16 protein-coding genes and 1 tRNA gene are annotated in these 18,818 nt (G+C 34.5%); 12 read left to right on the forward strand and 5 right to left on the reverse strand.

Features of this window, described 5'->3' with window-relative positions; all coding sequences use genetic code 11:
- Positions 1-227: 227 nt before the first annotated feature.
- The 3 genes from OZP10_RS09485 to OZP10_RS09495 are packed head-to-tail and all read right to left on the reverse strand — an operon-like array spanning position 228 to position 3,548.
- Positions 228-1,289, reverse strand: coding sequence for a UDP-glucose--hexose-1-phosphate uridylyltransferase (locus OZP10_RS09485; protein WP_281634441.1), 1,062 nt, complete (start codon positions 1,287-1,289; stop codon positions 228-230).
- A 16-nt stretch (positions 1,290-1,305) separates the two neighbouring features.
- Positions 1,306-2,466, reverse strand: coding sequence for a galactokinase (gene galK / locus OZP10_RS09490; protein WP_281634442.1), 1,161 nt, complete (start codon positions 2,464-2,466; stop codon positions 1,306-1,308).
- A gap of 29 nt (positions 2,467-2,495) precedes the next feature.
- Positions 2,496-3,548 carry an aldose epimerase family protein gene (locus OZP10_RS09495; RefSeq protein ID WP_281634443.1) on the reverse strand — a complete coding sequence of 351 codons (1,053 nt, stop codon included), beginning with the start codon at positions 3,546-3,548 and terminating at the stop codon, positions 2,496-2,498.
- 101 nt (positions 3,549-3,649) lie between these two features.
- On the opposite strand from OZP10_RS09495, the gene OZP10_RS09500 reads away from it, so the two are divergent.
- Positions 3,650-4,648 carry a GntR family transcriptional regulator gene (locus tag OZP10_RS09500; RefSeq protein WP_281634760.1) on the forward strand — a complete coding sequence of 333 codons (999 nt, stop codon included), beginning with the start codon at positions 3,650-3,652 and terminating at the stop codon, positions 4,646-4,648.
- A 12-nt stretch (positions 4,649-4,660) separates the two neighbouring features.
- Here the strand turns inward: OZP10_RS09500 and OZP10_RS09505 are convergent, their stop codons facing one another.
- Positions 4,661-5,350 (reverse strand): NUDIX hydrolase, encoded by a 690-nt coding sequence (locus OZP10_RS09505; RefSeq protein WP_281634444.1) that lies wholly within the window; start codon positions 5,348-5,350, stop codon positions 4,661-4,663.
- Between the two features lie 397 nt (positions 5,351-5,747).
- Between OZP10_RS09505 and OZP10_RS09510 the strand changes: the two genes are divergently transcribed.
- The 7 genes from OZP10_RS09510 to OZP10_RS09540 all read left to right on the forward strand — a co-directional run bounded on the left by OZP10_RS09510 (position 5,748) and on the right by OZP10_RS09540 (position 14,472).
- Positions 5,748-7,286, forward strand: a complete 1,539-nt coding sequence (locus OZP10_RS09510) for an alpha-N-arabinofuranosidase (RefSeq protein WP_281634445.1) — start codon at positions 5,748-5,750, stop codon at positions 7,284-7,286.
- A 229-nt stretch (positions 7,287-7,515) separates the two neighbouring features.
- Complete coding sequence (locus tag OZP10_RS09515; RefSeq protein WP_281634446.1) at positions 7,516-9,207, forward strand: ribulokinase; 1,692 nt, start codon at positions 7,516-7,518, stop codon at positions 9,205-9,207.
- Complete coding sequence (locus tag OZP10_RS09520; protein ID WP_115887881.1) at positions 9,191-9,892, forward strand: L-ribulose-5-phosphate 4-epimerase; 702 nt, start codon at positions 9,191-9,193, stop codon at positions 9,890-9,892. Before OZP10_RS09515 ends, OZP10_RS09520 begins: the two co-directional genes overlap by 17 nt.
- Positions 9,893-10,077: 185 nt before the next feature.
- Positions 10,078-11,586: an L-arabinose isomerase gene (araA, locus tag OZP10_RS09525; protein ID WP_281634447.1), complete on the forward strand. Its 1,509-nt coding sequence runs from the start codon at positions 10,078-10,080 to the stop codon at positions 11,584-11,586.
- A 106-nt stretch (positions 11,587-11,692) separates the two neighbouring features.
- Positions 11,693-12,877 carry an aldose epimerase family protein gene (locus tag OZP10_RS09530; RefSeq protein ID WP_281634448.1) on the forward strand — a complete coding sequence of 395 codons (1,185 nt, stop codon included), beginning with the start codon at positions 11,693-11,695 and terminating at the stop codon, positions 12,875-12,877.
- A gap of 170 nt (positions 12,878-13,047) precedes the next feature.
- Positions 13,048-13,926 (forward strand): alpha/beta fold hydrolase, encoded by an 879-nt coding sequence (locus OZP10_RS09535; RefSeq protein ID WP_281634449.1) that lies wholly within the window; start codon positions 13,048-13,050, stop codon positions 13,924-13,926.
- A gap of 75 nt (positions 13,927-14,001) precedes the next feature.
- On the forward strand, positions 14,002-14,472 hold the full coding sequence (locus tag OZP10_RS09540) for an OsmC family protein (RefSeq protein WP_281634450.1): 471 nt from the start codon (positions 14,002-14,004) through the stop codon (positions 14,470-14,472).
- Between the two features lie 37 nt (positions 14,473-14,509).
- Here OZP10_RS09540 and OZP10_RS09545 read toward each other — a convergent pair.
- Positions 14,510-14,589 (reverse strand) — tRNA-Leu (locus OZP10_RS09545).
- A 288-nt stretch (positions 14,590-14,877) separates the two neighbouring features.
- Between OZP10_RS09545 and OZP10_RS09550 the strand changes: the two genes are divergently transcribed.
- From OZP10_RS09550 to OZP10_RS09565, 4 genes are all read left to right on the forward strand, one after another.
- The gene (locus OZP10_RS09550) at positions 14,878-15,819 is read left to right on the forward strand and encodes a ribose-phosphate pyrophosphokinase (RefSeq protein WP_177211423.1); all 942 of its coding nucleotides are present in this window, start codon (positions 14,878-14,880) and stop codon (positions 15,817-15,819) included.
- Positions 15,820-15,942: 123 nt separating this feature from the next.
- Positions 15,943-16,554 carry a 50S ribosomal protein L25/general stress protein Ctc gene (locus OZP10_RS09555; protein WP_111368498.1) on the forward strand — a complete coding sequence of 204 codons (612 nt, stop codon included), beginning with the start codon at positions 15,943-15,945 and terminating at the stop codon, positions 16,552-16,554.
- Positions 16,555-17,018: 464 nt separating this feature from the next.
- Positions 17,019-17,696: an aminoacyl-tRNA hydrolase gene (gene pth, locus OZP10_RS09560; RefSeq protein WP_281634451.1), complete on the forward strand. Its 678-nt coding sequence runs from the start codon at positions 17,019-17,021 to the stop codon at positions 17,694-17,696.
- A 139-nt stretch (positions 17,697-17,835) separates the two neighbouring features.
- Complete coding sequence (locus OZP10_RS09565) at positions 17,836-18,447, forward strand: superoxide dismutase (RefSeq protein ID WP_091490394.1); 612 nt, start codon at positions 17,836-17,838, stop codon at positions 18,445-18,447.
- Positions 18,448-18,818 lie beyond the last annotated feature (371 nt).

An 18,818-nucleotide genomic window follows, 5' to 3' on the forward strand; every position in this document is an offset into this window, starting at 1 on the left:
TTATTATAGGGTTGTTTGTTTATTTGGTTCTAAATCAGTTTTGTGTTGTGTAATCTTGTTAAATATGCAAGATGTGTTTTATTTCTGTTATTTTTTTGCGAAAAAAAAGCAGAAGCCAAATGTAAAATAAAAATTTATAAATCAACCATCAGTAAATGTGTTTTTTACATTTATCTGATTGAAATTGTGTTAAATTTTTTTAGTTTTAAGCTTTATTCAAAAACAAGTTATTGGGCTTTTACTAGACTTTTGTAATGTACATCTGAAAGCTGTCTTAAAATTTCGGCACTTTTTTCAGGTGTAATATCACGTTGCGATTCGCCCAACATTTCGTATCCTACCATAAATTTCTTTACAGTTGCAGATCTTAACAACGGCGGATAAAAATGCATGTGGAAATGCCATTCTGGATGCAGTAAACCATCTGTTGGCGATTGGTGAATTCCTGAAGAATATGGAAATGAAGTATTAAACAAATTGTCGTACTTCGTTGTTAACTGTTTTAAAATTTTCGCGAAAGCGGTGCTTTCTTCGGCAGTAAAACTGGTGATTTTGTTTACGGCTCTTTTGCTTACAATCATCGTTTCGTATGGCCAGATTGCCCAAAACGGAACTAGTGCAACAAAATGATCATTCTCGATTACGATACGTTCGCCAGCTTTCAATTCAGCTTTAACATAATCTTCCAATAATGTTCTTTCGTTTTTATCGTAATATGATTTTAAGCTGTTTTGTGTTTTTTCAACCTGAGTCGGTAATGAAGACTGCGCCCAAATTTGCCCGTGCGGGTGCGGATTGCTACAGCCCATTACACTTCCTTTATTCTCAAAAATCTGAACGTGGTTAATGTATTTGATGTTTCCTAAATCGGTATATTCTTTCTGCCAGGTTTTGATGATGTTTTCAATATCAGCAATTTCCATTTCTGGCAAAGTCAAATCGTGTCTTGGTGAAAAACATACTACTCTCGAAATTCCTTGCTCTGGTTTTGCTTTAAAGAAGGTATGTTTAATATCATCTTCAAAAATAATTTCGTCCTGCTTCATGGCAGCAAAATCATTTTCAAAAACAAAACTGCTTTCGTATTGTGGGTTATTCACTCCATTGGCACGAACATTTCCAGGACACAAATAACAAGTTGGGTCGTATTTAGGAAGTGCTTCTGTAGAAATAGTTTCATTTTGTCCTTGCCAAGGGCGTTTTGCACGATGAGGAGAAACCAATACCCATTCGTTAATTAATGGATTGAAGCGTCTGTGCGGATCTTCGTTAATGTCAAAATTTTTCATTGTACTGTGTGTGGTTTTAAAGTAGCGTTGTTCCGTTAGAGATTTTTACATCATAGAATTTTAATTCAATTCCAAATGTATCTAAATAAAGCTTCGAAAACTTACGCTTAACCTCATTTTCATGTCCTTTTTTAACTAAATTGATGGTGCAACCGCCAAAACCGCCTCCCATAAGTCGAGAACCAATAATGGCATCGTCTTCTATTGCGGTATCAACAAGCATGTCTAATTCTTCGCAGCTTACTTCATATTCTTTTGATAATCCGTAATGAGTTTCAAAAAGTAATTTTCCTAACTGTTCAATATTTCCTTGATCTAAAGCTTCGCACGCTTTGATAACACGATTGATTTCTTTTACCACAAAATGAACTCTGCTGAAGACTTTTTCAGTCATTTTATCTTTAAGGCTCAAAACCTGTTCTTCTGTAGCGGTTCTAAAAGTTTTTACTTCTGGAAAATGGTTTTTTATAATTGACAAACCTTCTTCACATTCGATTCTTCTGGTATTATATTCTGATGTAAAAAGAGAGTGCTTTACATTAGAATCAAATAAAATCAGAGAATAATCTTTAAAGTCGGCATTATGATATTCAAAATCTAAAGTATTGCAGTCTAGTTGAATTACTTTGTTTTCAAGACCATGAACACTTGAAAATTGATCCATAATTCCGCAGTTGATACCAACCCAGTGCTCTGCTTTTTGTCCTAATAACGAAATGTCTTTTTTCTCAATTTTTAAATCAAAAAGAGATTTAATTCCGAAAAGCATTCCGCATTCTAAAGCCGCCGAAGAAGATAATCCAGAACCAACCGGAATATTACTGCTGAAAACACAGTTGAAACCATCAAAGGAAAATCCGTTGTCTTGCAATTGTTTGATAACGCCTCGAATATAATTTGTCCAAACCACATCGCTCAGTTTTACTTCTTGAGTCAAATCGATTTCAAATTCTTCGTTTAAATCGATAGCGATTATTTTGGAAGTTTTAGTGTTGTTTTTTTCAAAAGCAAAGCAAATCACTTTGTCAATTGCAGCAGGTAAAACATAACCGTCATTGTAGTCAATATGCTCTCCAATGATGTTGATTCTGCCTGGAGAAAGTACCGTTTTCTGAGGAGTAGATCCGAAAGATTTCTCAAAAAAAGCAACGGTATTTTGTATTAAAATATCATTCATTATAGTTGCGTAATTGTGGTATTGTATAGTTAGTTTAAGGGTTCAAATTTGTAGAGCGTTTTTTGCGTGTATTCTTCTCCTTTTCTTAATATAGCATTTGGAAAATGGTTTTGATTTGGAGCGTCTGGGAAATTCTGTGTTTCAAAACAAATACCGCTTTGAGCATTGTAATCTATATTTTCTTTTCCCTTTAATTTTCCGAAACAATTTCCGCCAACATATATATGTACGCTTGGCTGATCGGTGTAAACATTCATTCTCAATTTATTTTTCAAACTGATTAACTGTGCTACAATTTCAGTTTTAGAATTTACCACAAAAGAATTGTCAATTGGAAACGGACAGCTTTTAGGTGTTCTAAAATCAAAATCATGATTGGTCAAATCGGTATAATTTCCGGTTGGAATATTGTCTGGATTTGTTTCCAGCATTTTAGCCGATTTGATAAACATCTGCTGTTCCAACACATTTCCATCGTGTCCATCAAGGTTAAAATAGCTGTGATGAGTCAAATTGATAACTGTATCTTCTGTTGAGGTTGCTTTATATTCTAATTTTAATTCATTTTCTTCAGTTAACGTATAAGTCAAATAAACCGTCATTTCGCCAGGAAAATTTTCGTCTAAATGTGCACTCAAAAGACCAAAAGTAATTGACGGATTTTCGTCAGAAGTTGCATTAACAACACTCCATGCTTTTCTTCCAAATCCCATTACTCCTCCGTGAAGTGTGTTGCCGTTATTGTTTCCGTCTAGCTGAAACTTTTTATCGTCAAGACTGAAAGTAGCATTATGAATACGACCGGCATAACGGCCAACTGTGGTTCCGAAATATGGAGCGCTTGGTAAATTATAGGATTCTAAATACGATTCTAAATTATCAAACCCTAATACAACATCGATTAACTTTCCGTCTACTGGAATTTGGATCGAAGTTACCGTTGCGCCATAATTGATGACTTGAACTTTCATTCCATTTTTATTAACTAAATCAAAAGAATAAATTTCTTCCTTATTGGGCATTAAACCAAACAATTTGCAATTGTGAGTCTCTTTTAAATGCGATATGTGTTTTATTTCCATATAATTTTTAGCAAAAATGAAATCCAAAAATAGAAACATTTTCTATATTTGCATACCAGTACCTACCAGTTTTTAATTATAATAGTCAAAATGACTTTATCATAATCATGATTTCAATTCAAAATAATATTGGGTTGCCAAAATATAGGCAGATAATTCTTTCAATCGAAAAAGCGATTGAAGAGGGAAATTTAATTAAAGGTGATCGACTTCCGTCAGTCAATAAAGTTTGCCTAGCCTTTTCTTTATCTCGAGATACGGTCTTATTGGCTTATGATGAATTGAAGAAAAGAGGGATTATTTATGCTATTCCGGGCAAGGGTTATTATGTTAAAAGTGTTGAAATCACTATAACTCAGAAGATTTTTTTACTTTTTGATGAGTTGAATATTTTTAAAGAAGATATTTATAATTCGTTTTTAAAAAACATTGGAAAAAATGTTCAGGTCGATATTTTCTTTCATCATTTTAATGTTCAAGTTTTTAAAAAACTGATAAATGACAGCAACGGAAATTATACAAAATATATAATCATGCCGACGAACTTAAACGATATCGTCGATTCGATAAAAACCCTACCAGTAAGCGACGTAATTATCTTGGATCAGACTAATCCAGAGTTAAAAATGTTTCCAGCGATTTATCAAAACCATCAAAAAGATATTTACGAAGGCTTAATGAAAGGCAAATCCCGATTGTCAAAATATAAGAAACTGATCCTGATTTTCCCTGGTTTTAGAGAACCTGCTGGAATGAAATTAGGTTTTGAATCATTTTGCCAAGCTTATAGTTTCGATTATGAAATTATCTCAGATTTCAGCAACCAGTCTATTGCTTTTGGAGATTTATATATTATTCCTCATGACCGAGATTTGCTTTTGGTTATAGAAAATGCAATGGGTCGAAACTTAAAATTAGGGGAAGATTTTGGTATTATATCTTATAATGAAACTCCATTGAAAAAAATTGCCGCAAACGGAATCACGACGATTTCGACCAATTTTGAATTGATGGGAAAAATTCTAGCCGATATGGTTCTGAAAGGAATAAAAGAGCAGATCGAAAATAAATCTGCTCTTATAGTAAGGAACTCTTTATAATAAAAAGTTTAATTATAAATTAAGTGCAAAGTTGTTTTGCAGTTTCTCTTCGTATTTCTCCTTATTAAAGGTATATAAATAAGAGCCTTTTCGAGAAGATTGCATGTCTTTTTCGTCAAGTTTGTTTAAAATCTCAAGCGAATTAATTTTGCTGATGAAATTTCTTTTGTCCAATTCTTTGCTTAAAATAGCTTCGTATAATTCTAAAAGCTGGCGCATGGTGAATTTTTCAGGAAGCAATTCAAAACCAATTGGTTTTACAGAAGTTTTGTAACGAAGTCTCTTTATAGCATTTTGAACCATTTCGTTGTGGTCAAAAATTAAGTTTGGAGCGTCGTTAATTGGAAACCATTCTGCATGGTAATTTTTAATCAATTCAGCATTGTGGTTTTCGATATTAATTAAAGCAAAATAAGAAACCGAAATGGTTCTATCTACTGGGTCACGATCAATTTCGCTATAAGCATGCAATTGCTCCATATAAATATCGTTCAAACCCGTATACGTATTTAAGATTCTGGTTGCGGCAGCATCTAAAACTTCATCACGCTTTAAAAACCCTCCAATCAAGGACCATTTTCCTTTTTCAGGTTCAAAATCTCTTTGAATTAAAAGGATTTTAAGACCATCATTGTCGAATCCGAAAATGATGCAGTCTACCGCCAGTAAAACTTTATCAGCAGAGCTATAACTATTTAGCATATATAATTAATTTGGATGGGTAAATATATAAACTTCTTAAAAGGTTTCATAATTATTAATGTAAGATTTACACTTAATTATGGTTTGTTATGAAATAAATGTTTTTTGTTTGGTAATTATGGGGGATTGCGGATAAAATTTTGCTCGGCTTAGAAGTGACCAAATTTAGTGCAAAGTTTTTTATTAGAAGAGATTTTCTAAATATTGCTTTCTAATTATTTTAAAGGAATTGTTTAGAATTATGCTTTTAATTATGGTTAAATTGACTATTAGTCATTTTTTTAACTACATTTACAAATGTTTAAAACACACTTAACTATTGTTTGAATCTTTTTTTAACCTTAAAAAAAATCAAATTTCCTTATAGAAAACCTTACTTACTATTAAAAACCACATTATGAAAAAACCACTTTTCCTTTTGATGATGGCACTGTTTTATCAGTTTGCATTTTCTCAGGTTACTACAATTTCGATAAAAAATAATAGCGATTCACCGACTATTAGCAAGAACATTTACGGTCATTTTGCAGAGCATTTGGGACACTGTATTTATGGCGGATTTTTTGTTGGAGATACTTCTAAAATTCCAAATACAAAAGGAGTTCGTAATGATATTATAAAAGCATTAAAAGATTTAAAAATTCCGAATTTGAGATGGCCGGGCGGATGTTTTGCCGATACGTATCATTGGAAAGACGGAATTGGTCCAAAAGAACAGCGTCCGACAATTGTAAACCAATGGTGGGGAGGAGTTACAGAAGATAATAGTTTTGGAACACACGACTTTTTGAATATGTGTGAATTGCTTGGCGCGGAACCGTATTTGTCTGGAAATGTTGGAAGCGGAACCGTTCAAGAACTAGCCGATTGGGTTCAGTACACAAATTTCGCAGGGAAAAGTCCAATGAGTGATTTGCGTAAAAAAAACGGTAGAACAGAGCCATGGAAGGTGAAATATTGGGGAATTGGAAATGAAGCTTGGGGTTGCGGCGGTAATATGACGGCAGATTATTATGCAAACGAATATAAAAAGTTTGCCACTTTTATGTCTGATTGGGGAAATACAGGTGGAATTACAAGAATTGCGTCTGGAGCAAACAGTTCTGATTACAATTGGACAGAAGTTTTAATGAAAAACATTCCGTTAAGCATGCTTGGTGGTGTTGGCGTTCATCATTATGCCGTAATCAATTGGAATAAAAAAGGCTCTGATGTTGATTTTACTGAAAAAGAGTATTTCTTGACCATGCAGTCGGCCTTAAAAATGGAGGAATTAGTGACCAAACATGCTGCTGTTATGGATAAATACGATCCAGAAAAAAAAGTTGCTATGATTGTAGATGAGTGGGGCGGCTGGTATGATGTGCAAAAAGGGACAAATCCTGGTTTTTTATATCAGCAGAATACTATGCGCGATGCAGTTTTGGCGGGTGCGACTTTAAATATTTTCAACAATCATGCAGATCGTGTTCGTATGGCAAATCTAGCACAATGCGTTAATGTGCTTCAGGCCGTAATCTTAACAGACAAAGCCAAAATGATTACAACGCCAACCTATCATGTAATGAAAATGTATAGCGTGCACCAAGACGCGAAATTATTGCCAATAGATTTTAAATCACCTTCATATGTTTTTGAAGGCCAGAGTATACCAGCGGTATCGGTTTCTGCTTCAAAAGATGCAAGCGGATTGGTTCATATTTCATTAGTAAATGTTGATGCCGTAAATAAAAATAAAGTCGAAATTGATGTGGCCTCGCTTGGCGCTAAAAACTATACCGCAAGTATAATTACGGCTTCAAAACTTCAAGATTATAACTCTTTCGAGAATCCAAATAAAATTGTTCCAGTTGCTTTTAAAGGTTTTGAAAACAAAAAAGGAAAGTTAGAAATTACAATTCCGCCATTTTCGGTATTGGTTTTAGAGGGAAAATAACATTTAAATACATTAAAAATTTTTCGTGTAGATGCGACTTTATGAATTTTAGTTGAAATAATCGCAACGTTATAAATGTATTGTTAACATTTATTTTTTGAAAAGGGGCTAAAATGCTGTTTTTATGCATTTATAGCAAAAATGAATCATGGAATTTAAGTTAAGTGTTTTTTATACACTTATAAAATAATTATATCTATATTTGTCAATATTTTAAAAATAAAATAGAATGAAAAATTATGTAATAGGATTGGACTACGGAACAGATTCTGTTCGCGCGGTGCTGATAGACGCTGAAAATGGACAAGAATTGGCATCCAATGTTTCTCATTACAAAAGATGGAAAAACAAACAATATTGTGACGCTTCTATAAATCAATTTCGTCAGCATCCTTTGGATCATATTGAAGGATTGGAAATTACAATTCAGAATGTTGTTAAAGAAAGTAAAGTAGATCCTTCATTAGTAAAAGGAATTTGTATCGATACAACTGGATCTTCTCCGGTTCCAGTTACAAAAGACGGAACGCCATTAGCATTGACAAAAGGTTTTGAAGAGAATCCAAATGCAATGATGGTTTTATGGAAAGATCATACATCAATTAATGAAGCAAACGAAATCAACGAACTAGCAGTTAGCTGGGGCGGAGAAGATGTTACCAAATATGTTGGAGGAATTTATTCATCTGAATGGTTTTGGGCAAAAATTCTTCATATCGCAACACAAGACGAAGCCGTTAGAAATGCGGCGCACACTTGGATGGAGCATTGCGATTTAATGACATATTTATTAATTGAAGATAAAGATTTAAAAACCTTTAAAAGAAGCCGTTGTGCAGCAGGTCACAAAGCGATGTGGCACACAGACTGGAACGGATTACCGCCAGTTGAGTTCTTAGAAAAATTACATCCGTATTTAGCACAGCTTCGTGGTAATTTATATGATGAAACCTATACTTCAGATTTAGTTGCTGGAAAATTAAGCCAAGAATGGGCAGACCGTTTAGGACTTTCCACAGAAACAGTTGTAGCTGTTGGAACTTTCGATGCGCATTCTGGAGCAGTTGGAGCTAAAATCGAAGAAAATACTTTGGTTCGTGTAATGGGAACTTCAACTTGTGATATCCTTGTTGGTTCTTATGATGAGGTTGGAACAAAAACCGTTCGCGGAATCTGCGGTCAAGTTGATGGTTCTGTTATTCCAGGATTTATTGGTTTAGAAGCAGGACAATCTGCTTTTGGCGATTTATTGGCTTGGTACAAAGAACTTTTAATGTGGCCAACAGAACATTTATTAGGTGCTACGTCACTTTTAAATGAAACTCAAAAAGAACAACTAAGAGAAGAGTTCAGCGATAAATTAATTGTGGAATTGACGAAAGAGGCAGAGAAAATTCCAGTTTCAGAAAGTCTCCCAATTGCTTTAGACTGGATTAATGGAAGAAGAACTCCAGATGCAAATCAGGAATTAAAAAGCGCGATTTCGAATCTTTCTTTAGGGACAAAGGCGCCTCATATTTTTAAAGCTTTAGTAAACGCAATTTGTTTCGGAGCGAAGAAAATTGTAGACCGTTTTGAGGAAGAAGGTGTAAAAATCGACAGCGTAATCGGAATTGGTGGTGTGGCGAGAAAATCTCCTTTCATTATGCAGACTTTGGCTAACGTTTTAAACAAGCCAATTAAAATTGCGGCTTCGGACCAAACTCCTGCTTTAGGTGCGGCAATTTACGCGGCGGTTGCAGCAGGAATTTATCCAAACGTAATCGAAGCAAGCCAAAAAATCGGAAGTGATTTTGATGGAGAATATTTCCCTGAGACAGATAAAGTTGAAGCGTATCATAAGCTTCTTTTAGGATATGAAAAATTAAGTGCTTTTGCAGATCCAAACCTTAAAATATCGAAACATGAGCTCTCAATATAAAGATTTAAAACAAGAATGTTACGAAGCCAATATGCAGTTAAATGCATTGAATTTGGTGGTGTATACATTCGGAAATGTAAGTGCCGTGGACAGAAAAAATGGTGTTTTTGCCATTAAGCCAAGCGGTGTTCCTTACGAAGATTTAAAACCTGAAGATATCGTAATTGTCGATTTTGATAATAATGTTATTGAAGGTACAATGCGTCCATCATCTGACACAAAAACGCATGCTTATTTATACAAAAATTGGCCAAATATTGGAGGCGTTGCGCATACACACGCAACCTATTCTGTGGCTTGGGCACAATCGCAGCAAGATATTCCAATTTTCGGAACAACGCATGCAGATCATTTAACTGCCGATATTCCGTGCGCACCGCCAATGGCAGATTCTTTAATTGAAGGAAACTATGAGCACAATACGGGAATTCAGATTCTGGATTGTTTCAAAGAAAAAAATCTTTCATACGAAGAAGTAGAAATGATTTTAATTGGAAATCACGGTCCGTTTGCCTGGGGGAAAAATGCAGCAAAAGCGGTTTACAATAGTAAAGTTTTAGAAGTAGTTGCCGAAATGGCGTACCTGACTTTACAAATAAATCCAAACGCACCAAGATTAAAAGATTCATTAATAAAGAAACATTATAACCGTAAGCACGGAAAAGATTCGTATTACGGACAGTAGGAGTTTTGTTTCAGGTTTTCTTTGTTTCAAGTTTCAAGTTGTTGGAACGTGAAACCTGAAACTTGAAACAAACAAAAACAAAACAATAATATAACAATTCGAGTTTTCAGATTCCAACAACTTGACTCGAGAGCTATGCTCGAACAGGCGAAGCAAACCTGAAACTTGAAACAAAAAATAACAAAATGATTGACATTTCTCAAAAAGAAGTATGGTTTGTAGTAGGAAGCCAGGAATTATACGGTGAAGAAACACTAAGAAAAGTAGCAGAACATTCACAAATTATTGCAAAAGGATTAGACGCTTCGTCTTCGATTCCAGTAAAAGTGGTTTACAAAGATGTGGTAAAATCGCCTTCGCAGATTTTAGATGTTTGTTTGGCTGCAAATTCAGAGAAAAACTGTATCGGAATTATCGCTTGGATGCATACTTTCTCTCCAGCAAAAATGTGGATTGGCGGATTAAATATTCTTAAAAAACCATTATGTCATTTGCATACACAATACAATGCTGAAATTCCGTGGGGAAGCATTGACATGGACTTCATGAATTTGAACCAATCGGCTCACGGAGATCGCGAATTTGGTTTCATCATGTCAAGATTACGTAAAAAACGTAAAGTAGTGGTTGGACATTGGGAAGATCAAAGAGTTCAAAAACAATTAGGAATCTGGTCAAGAGTCGTTTTGGGTTGGGATGAACTTCAAAACCTAAAAGTAGCTCGTATTGGAGATAATATGCGTGAAGTTGCCGTTACAGAAGGAGATAAAGTTGAAGCTCAAATTCGTTTCGGAATGTCTGTAAACGGATACGATTCTTCAGATGTTACCAAACATATTGAAAAAGTAACAGACAAACAATTAGCTGATTTATTGGCAGTTTATGAGTCTTCTTATAACTTAACAGATTCTTTAAAAGAAGGCGGAGCACAAAGAAGTTCATTAGTAGAAGCAGCAAAAATCGAATTAGGACTAAGAGCTTTCCTTGAAGAAGGAGGATTCGGTGCTTTCACAGATACATTTGAAAACCTTGGTGTTTGGAAACAATTACCAGGAATCGCGACACAAAGATTAATGGCTGATGGTTATGGTTTTGGCGGTGAAGGAGACTGGAAAACTGCTGCAATGGTTAGAGCTTTAAAAGTAATGTGTGTTGGTTTGGAAGGCGGAACTTCTTTCATGGAAGATTACACATACCATTTCACACCACAAAAATCATACGTTTTAGGATCTCACATGTTAGAAATCTGCCCATCTATTGCTGACGGAAAACCTTCTTGCGAAGTGCATCCATTAGGAATTGGCGGAAAAGAAGATCCAGCACGTTTGGTATTTAATTCGCCTGCAGGTGACGCCATCAATGTGTCTTTGGTTGATATGGGAACTCGTTTTCGTTTAATTGTAAACGAAGTGGAAGCTGTGAAACCAATGGCAGAATTGCCAAAATTGCCAGTTGCACGTGTTCTTTGGGATTGTAAACCAAATTTAGAAGTTGCCGCAACAGCTTGGATTTTGGCTGGTGGAGCGCATCATACAGTTTACAGCCAGTCAATCACAACAGAATATATGGAAGATTTCGCAGATATTGCTGGAATCGAATTATTGGTGATTGATGAGAAGACAACAGTAAGAGAATTCAAAGATAAAATCAACGCCAACGAAGCATATTTCCATTTGTTTCAACACGGACTTTAACTAGTCACAAGCCGAAAGTCATAAAGTCGGAAAGTTTTAGTTACTTTGAAGAAAAGACTTTATGACTTTTGACTTTAAGACTTTACTAACTTAAAAAATATCATTTATGAATGTATTAAAACGCTCTCTCTTTATACTAAGCTTGCTTGGAACTGCTATTGTTTTAGTTCAATGTAAAAGCGATAAAAAAGCTGATACAGAAAAAGTTGCTACTGAAGGAAAAGATTTAGTTACAATTGACAAATCAGAATACGGAACTACTGCCAAAGGAGAAAAAGTCGAGAGTTATAAACTGAAAAACCAAAATGGGATGGAAGTTGATATCATCACTTTTGGAGGAAGAATTACAGATTTGAAAGTGCCAAATAAAGCTGGAGTTTCAGAAAATGTAGTAATCGGATTCAGTTCTTTGGCACAATACGAAAAAGAAAATCCGTTTTTTGGAGCATTAATTGGAAGATACGGAAACCGAATTGCAAAAGGTAAATTTTCATTAGATGGAAAAGAATATCAGTTAGCGATAAACAATGCGCCAAATGCTTTACACGGTGGGCCACAAGGATTTTTTAATGTAGTTTGGAAAGCAGATGAGGTTAAATCTGGTGAAAATGCTTCTTTAAAATTATCTTATGTAAGTAAAGATATGGAAGAAGGGTATCCTGGAAACCTAAAAGTTTTTGTGACTTATACATTGACAAATGACAATCAGTTAGAAGTTTTGTACGAGGCAACAACAGACAAAAAAACGGTTGTTAACTTGACGCAGCATTCATATTTCAATTTATCTGGAGATTTTACCAAAACAATCTTAGATCATGAATTGACTTTAAATGCAGATAAATTAGTTCCAGTAGATGCAGATTTGATTCCGACAGGAAAATTAGAAGATGTTGCTGGTACACCTTTCGATTTCAGAACGCCAAAATTAATTGGAAAAGATATCAATGCTAAAAATGATCAGTTAGAAAAAGGAAAAGGTTACGATCACTGCTGGGTATTGAATAATCCTGAAAAAGGAAAAACAATTATAGCAAAAGTATATCACGCAGCAAGCGGAAGAGTTATGGAAATGACAACAGACGAACCTGGAATTCAGTTCTACTCTGGAAATTTCCTTGACGGAACTCTGCCAATGCCAAACGGAGGAACTTTTGCACACAGAACAGGATTGTGTCTAGAAACAGAACATTATCCAGATTCTCCAAATCAGAAAAATTTCCCAACAACGGTTCTAAATCCGGGAGAAAATTATAAAACGAAAACTACTTTTAAATTCTCGGTAAAAAAATAGTTTTAGAATCTGTTAATTAGTTTAGTAATTCTCTAAAAACCTCGAAAGTTTGTGCTTTCGAGGTTTTTTTTGTTTGTAAATATTAGAGTGAATGCTTTCGATAAGTATTTTGTTAATTTTTTAGAATCTTTCTTATATTTGAGAAATAACTATCCTAAAAAAACTTACTTATGAAGAAACCAGTCAAATTGCTAATGGCCGTATTAGCTTATTCTGTATGTGTAATAGCAAACGCTCAGGTTCAGATGAATTTTAAATTTGATACGCCTTATGGTAAAAATTCCGCTGTCGGAAAATTTGTTGAACTCAATGGTGCTAAAATCTACTATGAAGAATACGGAAAAGGCGAACCTTTGTTATTGATTCATGGAAATAGTGGAAGTATTGAGACAATGGGAAATCAGATTGATTATTTTAAAAATAAATACAGAGTCATTGCTGCCGATAGTAGAGGACATGGCAAATCAGAGTTGAAAACGGATTCTTTAACATTTGTCCAAATGACAAAAGATACTGAAGCATTAGTTAATCACTTAAAACTGGATTCAATAAGTATTATTGGATGGAGTGATGGAGGAATTGTTGGATTGCAAATGGGTATTTCAGGGAAGTCAAAAATAAAAAAAATTGTAGCGATGGGTGCCAATTTACGACCTGATTCTACTGCTATTTATTCATGGGCGGTAAAAGGTCTTCAGAACGAGAGAAAACTGTTTAGTACAAAAATTAAAGAAAAAGACACTAGTGAGAACTGGAATCTATTGAAACAAATTTCTGGACTTTTAGCAGATCAGCCTAATATTGTAGCAAAAGATTTATCAAAAATTAAAGCAAAAGTGCTTGTAATAGCAGGAGATAGAGACGTAATCAGAAATGAGCATACGGTTGAAATTTTCGAAAATATACCAAAAGCACAGTTATGCATTATGCCTGGAGAAACTCATTTTGCGCCGGCTTCAAGTCCGGAAGTGTTTAATGCAATAGCAAATAAGTTTTTATCAGAACCTTTTAAAAGACCAGATTCAGATTTTACTAAATGGGGTAAATAAAATTAGATAAAGAGAATTGTATTATTTTAGCCATGAATTTCAACTTCATGTAATTCGTGGTTAAAAAACAAAAAAATGACTTTCAAACACCTATTCAAAGCAGAAGTAAATTGGACTTCCAAAAAAGACGCAATAGATTCTTCCAAAAGATTCTATAGTAAAAGTCATCAAATTAAAATTGAAGGAAAACCAATTTTACATGTTTCGGCAGCAAAAGCTTTCAAAGGAGATCCATCATTATATAATCCCGAAGATTTATTGCTGAGCAGTTTAGTTTCCTGCCACATGATGTCGTATTTATATGTTTGCTCGCAAAACGGAATAGAAGTTTTGGAGTATTCAGACAATGCCGAGGCGACACTAGAAGTAAATCCAGAAGGGAGCGGACGTTTTGTTGAGGTAAGATTATATCCGAAAGTAAAAATTTTAAATCCAGACCAAATCGGATTAGCTTTAGAACTTCATAAAAAAGCAAATCAATTGTGTTTTATTGCTAATTCATGCAATTTTCCTGTTTTGCATTATGCAGTTTGTGAAGCAGTATAAATAAAAAAACCTCTTCCGTTAAGAAGAGGTTTTTATGTACCCGGAGCCGGAGTCGAACCGGCACGGTTTCCCACAGGTGTTTGAGACCAGCGCGTCTACCAATTCCGCCATCCGGGCGTAGCAGACGAAAAAATAAATGATAAATCAATTATTTTAACGCAATAGAATGAAGTCATAAATGGCGCCATTCCTTTAACACGGTGCAAATGTAAAAAATAATTTTAAACGAACTACTAAAAATACTTAAATTTTTGCTTTCAGTGTTCAATAAATTTTATAAATTTGCAGCTCGTTAAAACGAAGCACACACAACTAACTACATCCGAGACATTTATACACATTCTGCTTTATTGAAATATAAAGTTGAATTTTTTTAAAAGTAACGGGATAAAACAACAAATTACAATGTCGCACCTAGAACCAGAAGCTAAAATTTTTGCTTGTTCACAAAGTGTTTATCTTGCAGAAAAAATTGCAAAAGATTACGGAATTCCGTTAGGAAAAGTAACGATGTCAACGTATAGTGACGGAGAATTTCAGCCGTCTTACGAAGAATCAATAAGAGGTTTACGAGTATTTATCGTATGTTCAACTTTTCCAAGTGCAGATAATCTGATGGAATTGTTGTTAATGATTGATGCGGCAAAACGCGCATCAGCAAGACATATTACAGCTGTTATGCCTTATTTTGGTTGGGCTAGACAAGACAGAAAAGACAAACCAAGAGTTCCGATTGGAGCTAAGTTAGTAGCTAATTTACTAACTGCTGCAGGAGCAACAAGAATCATGACAATGGATTTGCACGCAGATCAAATTCAAGGATTCTTTGAAAAACCAGTAGATCATTTATTTGCATCTACAATCTTTTTACCATATGTAGAAAGTTTAAAGTTAGAAAATCTGACAATTGCATCTCCAGATATGGGAGGTTCAAAAAGAGCATATGCTTACTCTAAGTTTTTAGAATCAGATGTAGTAATCTGTTACAAACAAAGAAAAGCAGCCAACGTTATCGATACTATGGAACTAATTGGTGAAGTAAAAGGACGTAACGTAATCTTGGTAGACGACATGATCGATACAGGAGGGACTTTAGCGAAAGCGGCAGACCTTATGATCGAAAAAGGAGCACTAAGTGTAAGAGCAATTTGTACGCACGCTATTTTATCTGGCGGAGCATATGAAAAAATCGAAAACTCAAAATTAACCGAGTTAATCGTAACAGATTCTATTCCGTTAAAGAAAGAGTCAAAAAAGATAAAAGTGGTAAGCTGTGCACCTCTATTTGCTGAGGTAATGCAGATGGTTCACCACAACAATTCCATCAGTGGAAAATTTATTATGTAAAAGCAGTAAGCTGTAGGCCTTAGGCCGTAAGTTTATTCACTTTGCATAAAAAAAAGCCTAAAGCATATTGCTTAAAGCTTACAGCAAACAAGAATATTTATTTAATAACTATATTTTTTTACAATGAAATCGATTACAATTAAAGGATCAGAAAGAGAAAGCGTGGGCAAAGTGTCAACTAAAGCCTTACGTAATGCTGGACAGGTACCTTGCGTTTTATACGGAGGAAACCAGGCAGTACACTTCTCAGCAGACGTTACTGCATTCAAAAACTTGGTTTACACTCCAAACGCTCACACTGTTGTGATCGAACTTGGAAAAGGAAAATCATTCAATGCAATTTTGCAAGATATCCAAGTTCACCCAGTATCTGACAAAATTTTACACATTGACTTCTTCCAATTATTTGATGATAAAGAAATCACAATGGAAGTTCCTGTGAAAATCGTTGGTACATCTAAAGGTGTTCTTGCGGGAGGTGTTTTACGTTTAAACCAACGTAAATTGAAAGTTAAAGCTTTACCAGCAAATCTTCCTGATTTCGTTGAAGCTGACATCACTCCACTTGAAATGGGTAACAAATTATACGTTACTAAAGTTGGAAAACCAGAGTACAAAATTATGCACCCAGACAACACTGTTGTTTGTCAAGTGAGAATCTCTCGTGCTGCTATGAAAGCTGCTCAAGAGGCTGCAAAAGCTGCAAAAGCTCCTGCAAAAGGAAAGAAAAAATAATTTTTTTCAAACTCAATACAAAAGCCTCAATCTTGCGATTGGGGCTTTTTTTTTGGATGCTAAGTTTCTTTAAGAAATTCTCTAATTGTCACATTCTCAAATTTTCCAATTATTTTTTAGAAGCAGAAACTTTCCTTTTCATAAGACGTGACATTCCTGCCATTCGCTATATCTTTTCCTGGCTAAAGAAGCCAGAAAAAGGATACCGCTCCTGTCAGGGCTAGCTAGAAAATATCTTTTTCATAAGGTTTTAAGTTACTAAGAGTCTGAGATACTACGTTTTTTCATAGTTGTCAGACTGAGCGAAGTCGAAGTCTTTGTGTTCTTTGTAACTCTCAGTAAAAGCTATTTCTTAGCGTTCTTAGCAGAAAACCCTTGCGATCTTTGCGGTTAAATCACGAACAACAGTCAATTATCTAATTATCCAATTGTCACATTCTCTAATTAATGTTACTTTTGTAATCATGATAAAATGGATAACAAAACTGTTTTCATCACCATCAAAAGAAGAGAACATAGAAGATAATATGAAACCGGAGGTTCACGAACGCCAAAAAAACAATATAAAAAACGTGAGTAAAAAATATTTAATCGTAGGATTAGGAAATATCGGAGCCGAATACGTAAACACCAGGCATAATATCGGATTTAAAGTCCTAGACTTTTTAGCCAAAAGAGAAGGGCTTTCTTTTGAAACCGTAAAACTAGGTTCAATGGCTGAATACAAATTTAAAGGGAGAACATTTTTTCTTTTAAAACCAAATACTTACATGAATTTAAGTGGTAAAGCGGTGAAATATTGGATGGATAAGGAAAATATACCGTTAGAGAATATTTTGGTCATTACAGACGATTTAAACCTGTCATTCGGGACTATTAGAATAAAGCCAAAAGGTAGCGACGGTGGTCATAATGGGTTGAAAAATATTAATTTAGTTTTAAATACTCAAAATTATACACGCTACAGGTTTGGTATTAGTGACGAATTCAAAAAAGGACAGCAGGTAGATTATGTTTTAGGAGAGTGGACCGCTGAAGAAGAAGCAAAACTTCCAGAACGCTTAGAAACTTCAGCAGAAATTATTAGAACTTTTGGAACAGCAGGTTTAGAAAACACAATGACAACATTTAATGGTAAATAAAGATTTTCAGGTGTTTATGTTGTAAAAATGTAAATTATCAATGAATTTAATTCAATTATAACGAAATAGTATTTTCAATTCCAAAGTTAAATGTCTAAATTTGGAATAAATTATTATAAACCATAAAAATTAGAATATCATGGCTTTTGAATTACCACAATTACCTTATGCATACGATGCATTAGAACCACATATTGATGCACGTACAATGGAAATCCATCATACAAAGCACCACAACGCTTATACTACAAATCTTAACGCAGCTATCGCTGGAACAGATTTAGAAGGAAAAACAATCGAAAACATCTTAATCAACTTAGATAAATCTAACGCTGCTGTTCGTAACAATGGTGGAGGTTTCTACAATCACAATTTATTCTGGACTGTAATGTCTCCAAACGGAGGAGGATTGCCAACTGGTGATTTATTAGCAGCAATCGAAGCTTCTTTTGGATCTTTCGAAGAATTTAAAGCAAAATTTGCTAAAGCTGGAGCAACACAATTTGGTTCTGGATGGGCTTGGTTAACAGTTCAAAAAGGAGGAAAATTAGAAGTTGTAGGTACTCCAAATCAAGATAATCCATTAATGCCAGAAGTTGCTGGTCACGGTGGAACTCCAATCTTAGGAATGGATGTTTGGGAGCACGCTTACTACTTAAACTACCAAAACAGAAGACCAGATTATATTGAAGCTTTTTTCAGTGTAATTAATTGGACAGAAGTTGCTAGAAGATTTGCTTTAGACAAATAAGAGAATAGAGCAAAGAATAAATATAAAAGACGAGCCCAAGTGCTCGTCTTTTTTTATATATACATTTCGTCCATAATCTTTCTTCTATTTTCTTTTCTCTCAAAAAAAAGAAAAATAAAAAAGGCGGAACTTCTTCCACCTTTTTTGCCCCAAATCTACCATAAACTTAACCTACTAATGTTATGGTTCTGTAAAGGTATGGCAGATATTTTTTTGAATGAAACATTTCAGATAAAAGGCAAGTATATCCGATAAAAGACCTGTATCGCTAGTTTTTAAAATTTCCTAGATTTATTTCAATAAAAAAGGCGGAATTTCTTCCACCTTTTTTGCCCCAAATCTACCATAAACTAACCTACTAATGTTATGGT

This window comes from Flavobacterium luteolum (assembly GCF_027111275.1).
In the GTDB taxonomy this organism is placed as follows: Bacteria; Bacteroidota; Bacteroidia; order Flavobacteriales; family Flavobacteriaceae; genus Flavobacterium; species Flavobacterium luteolum.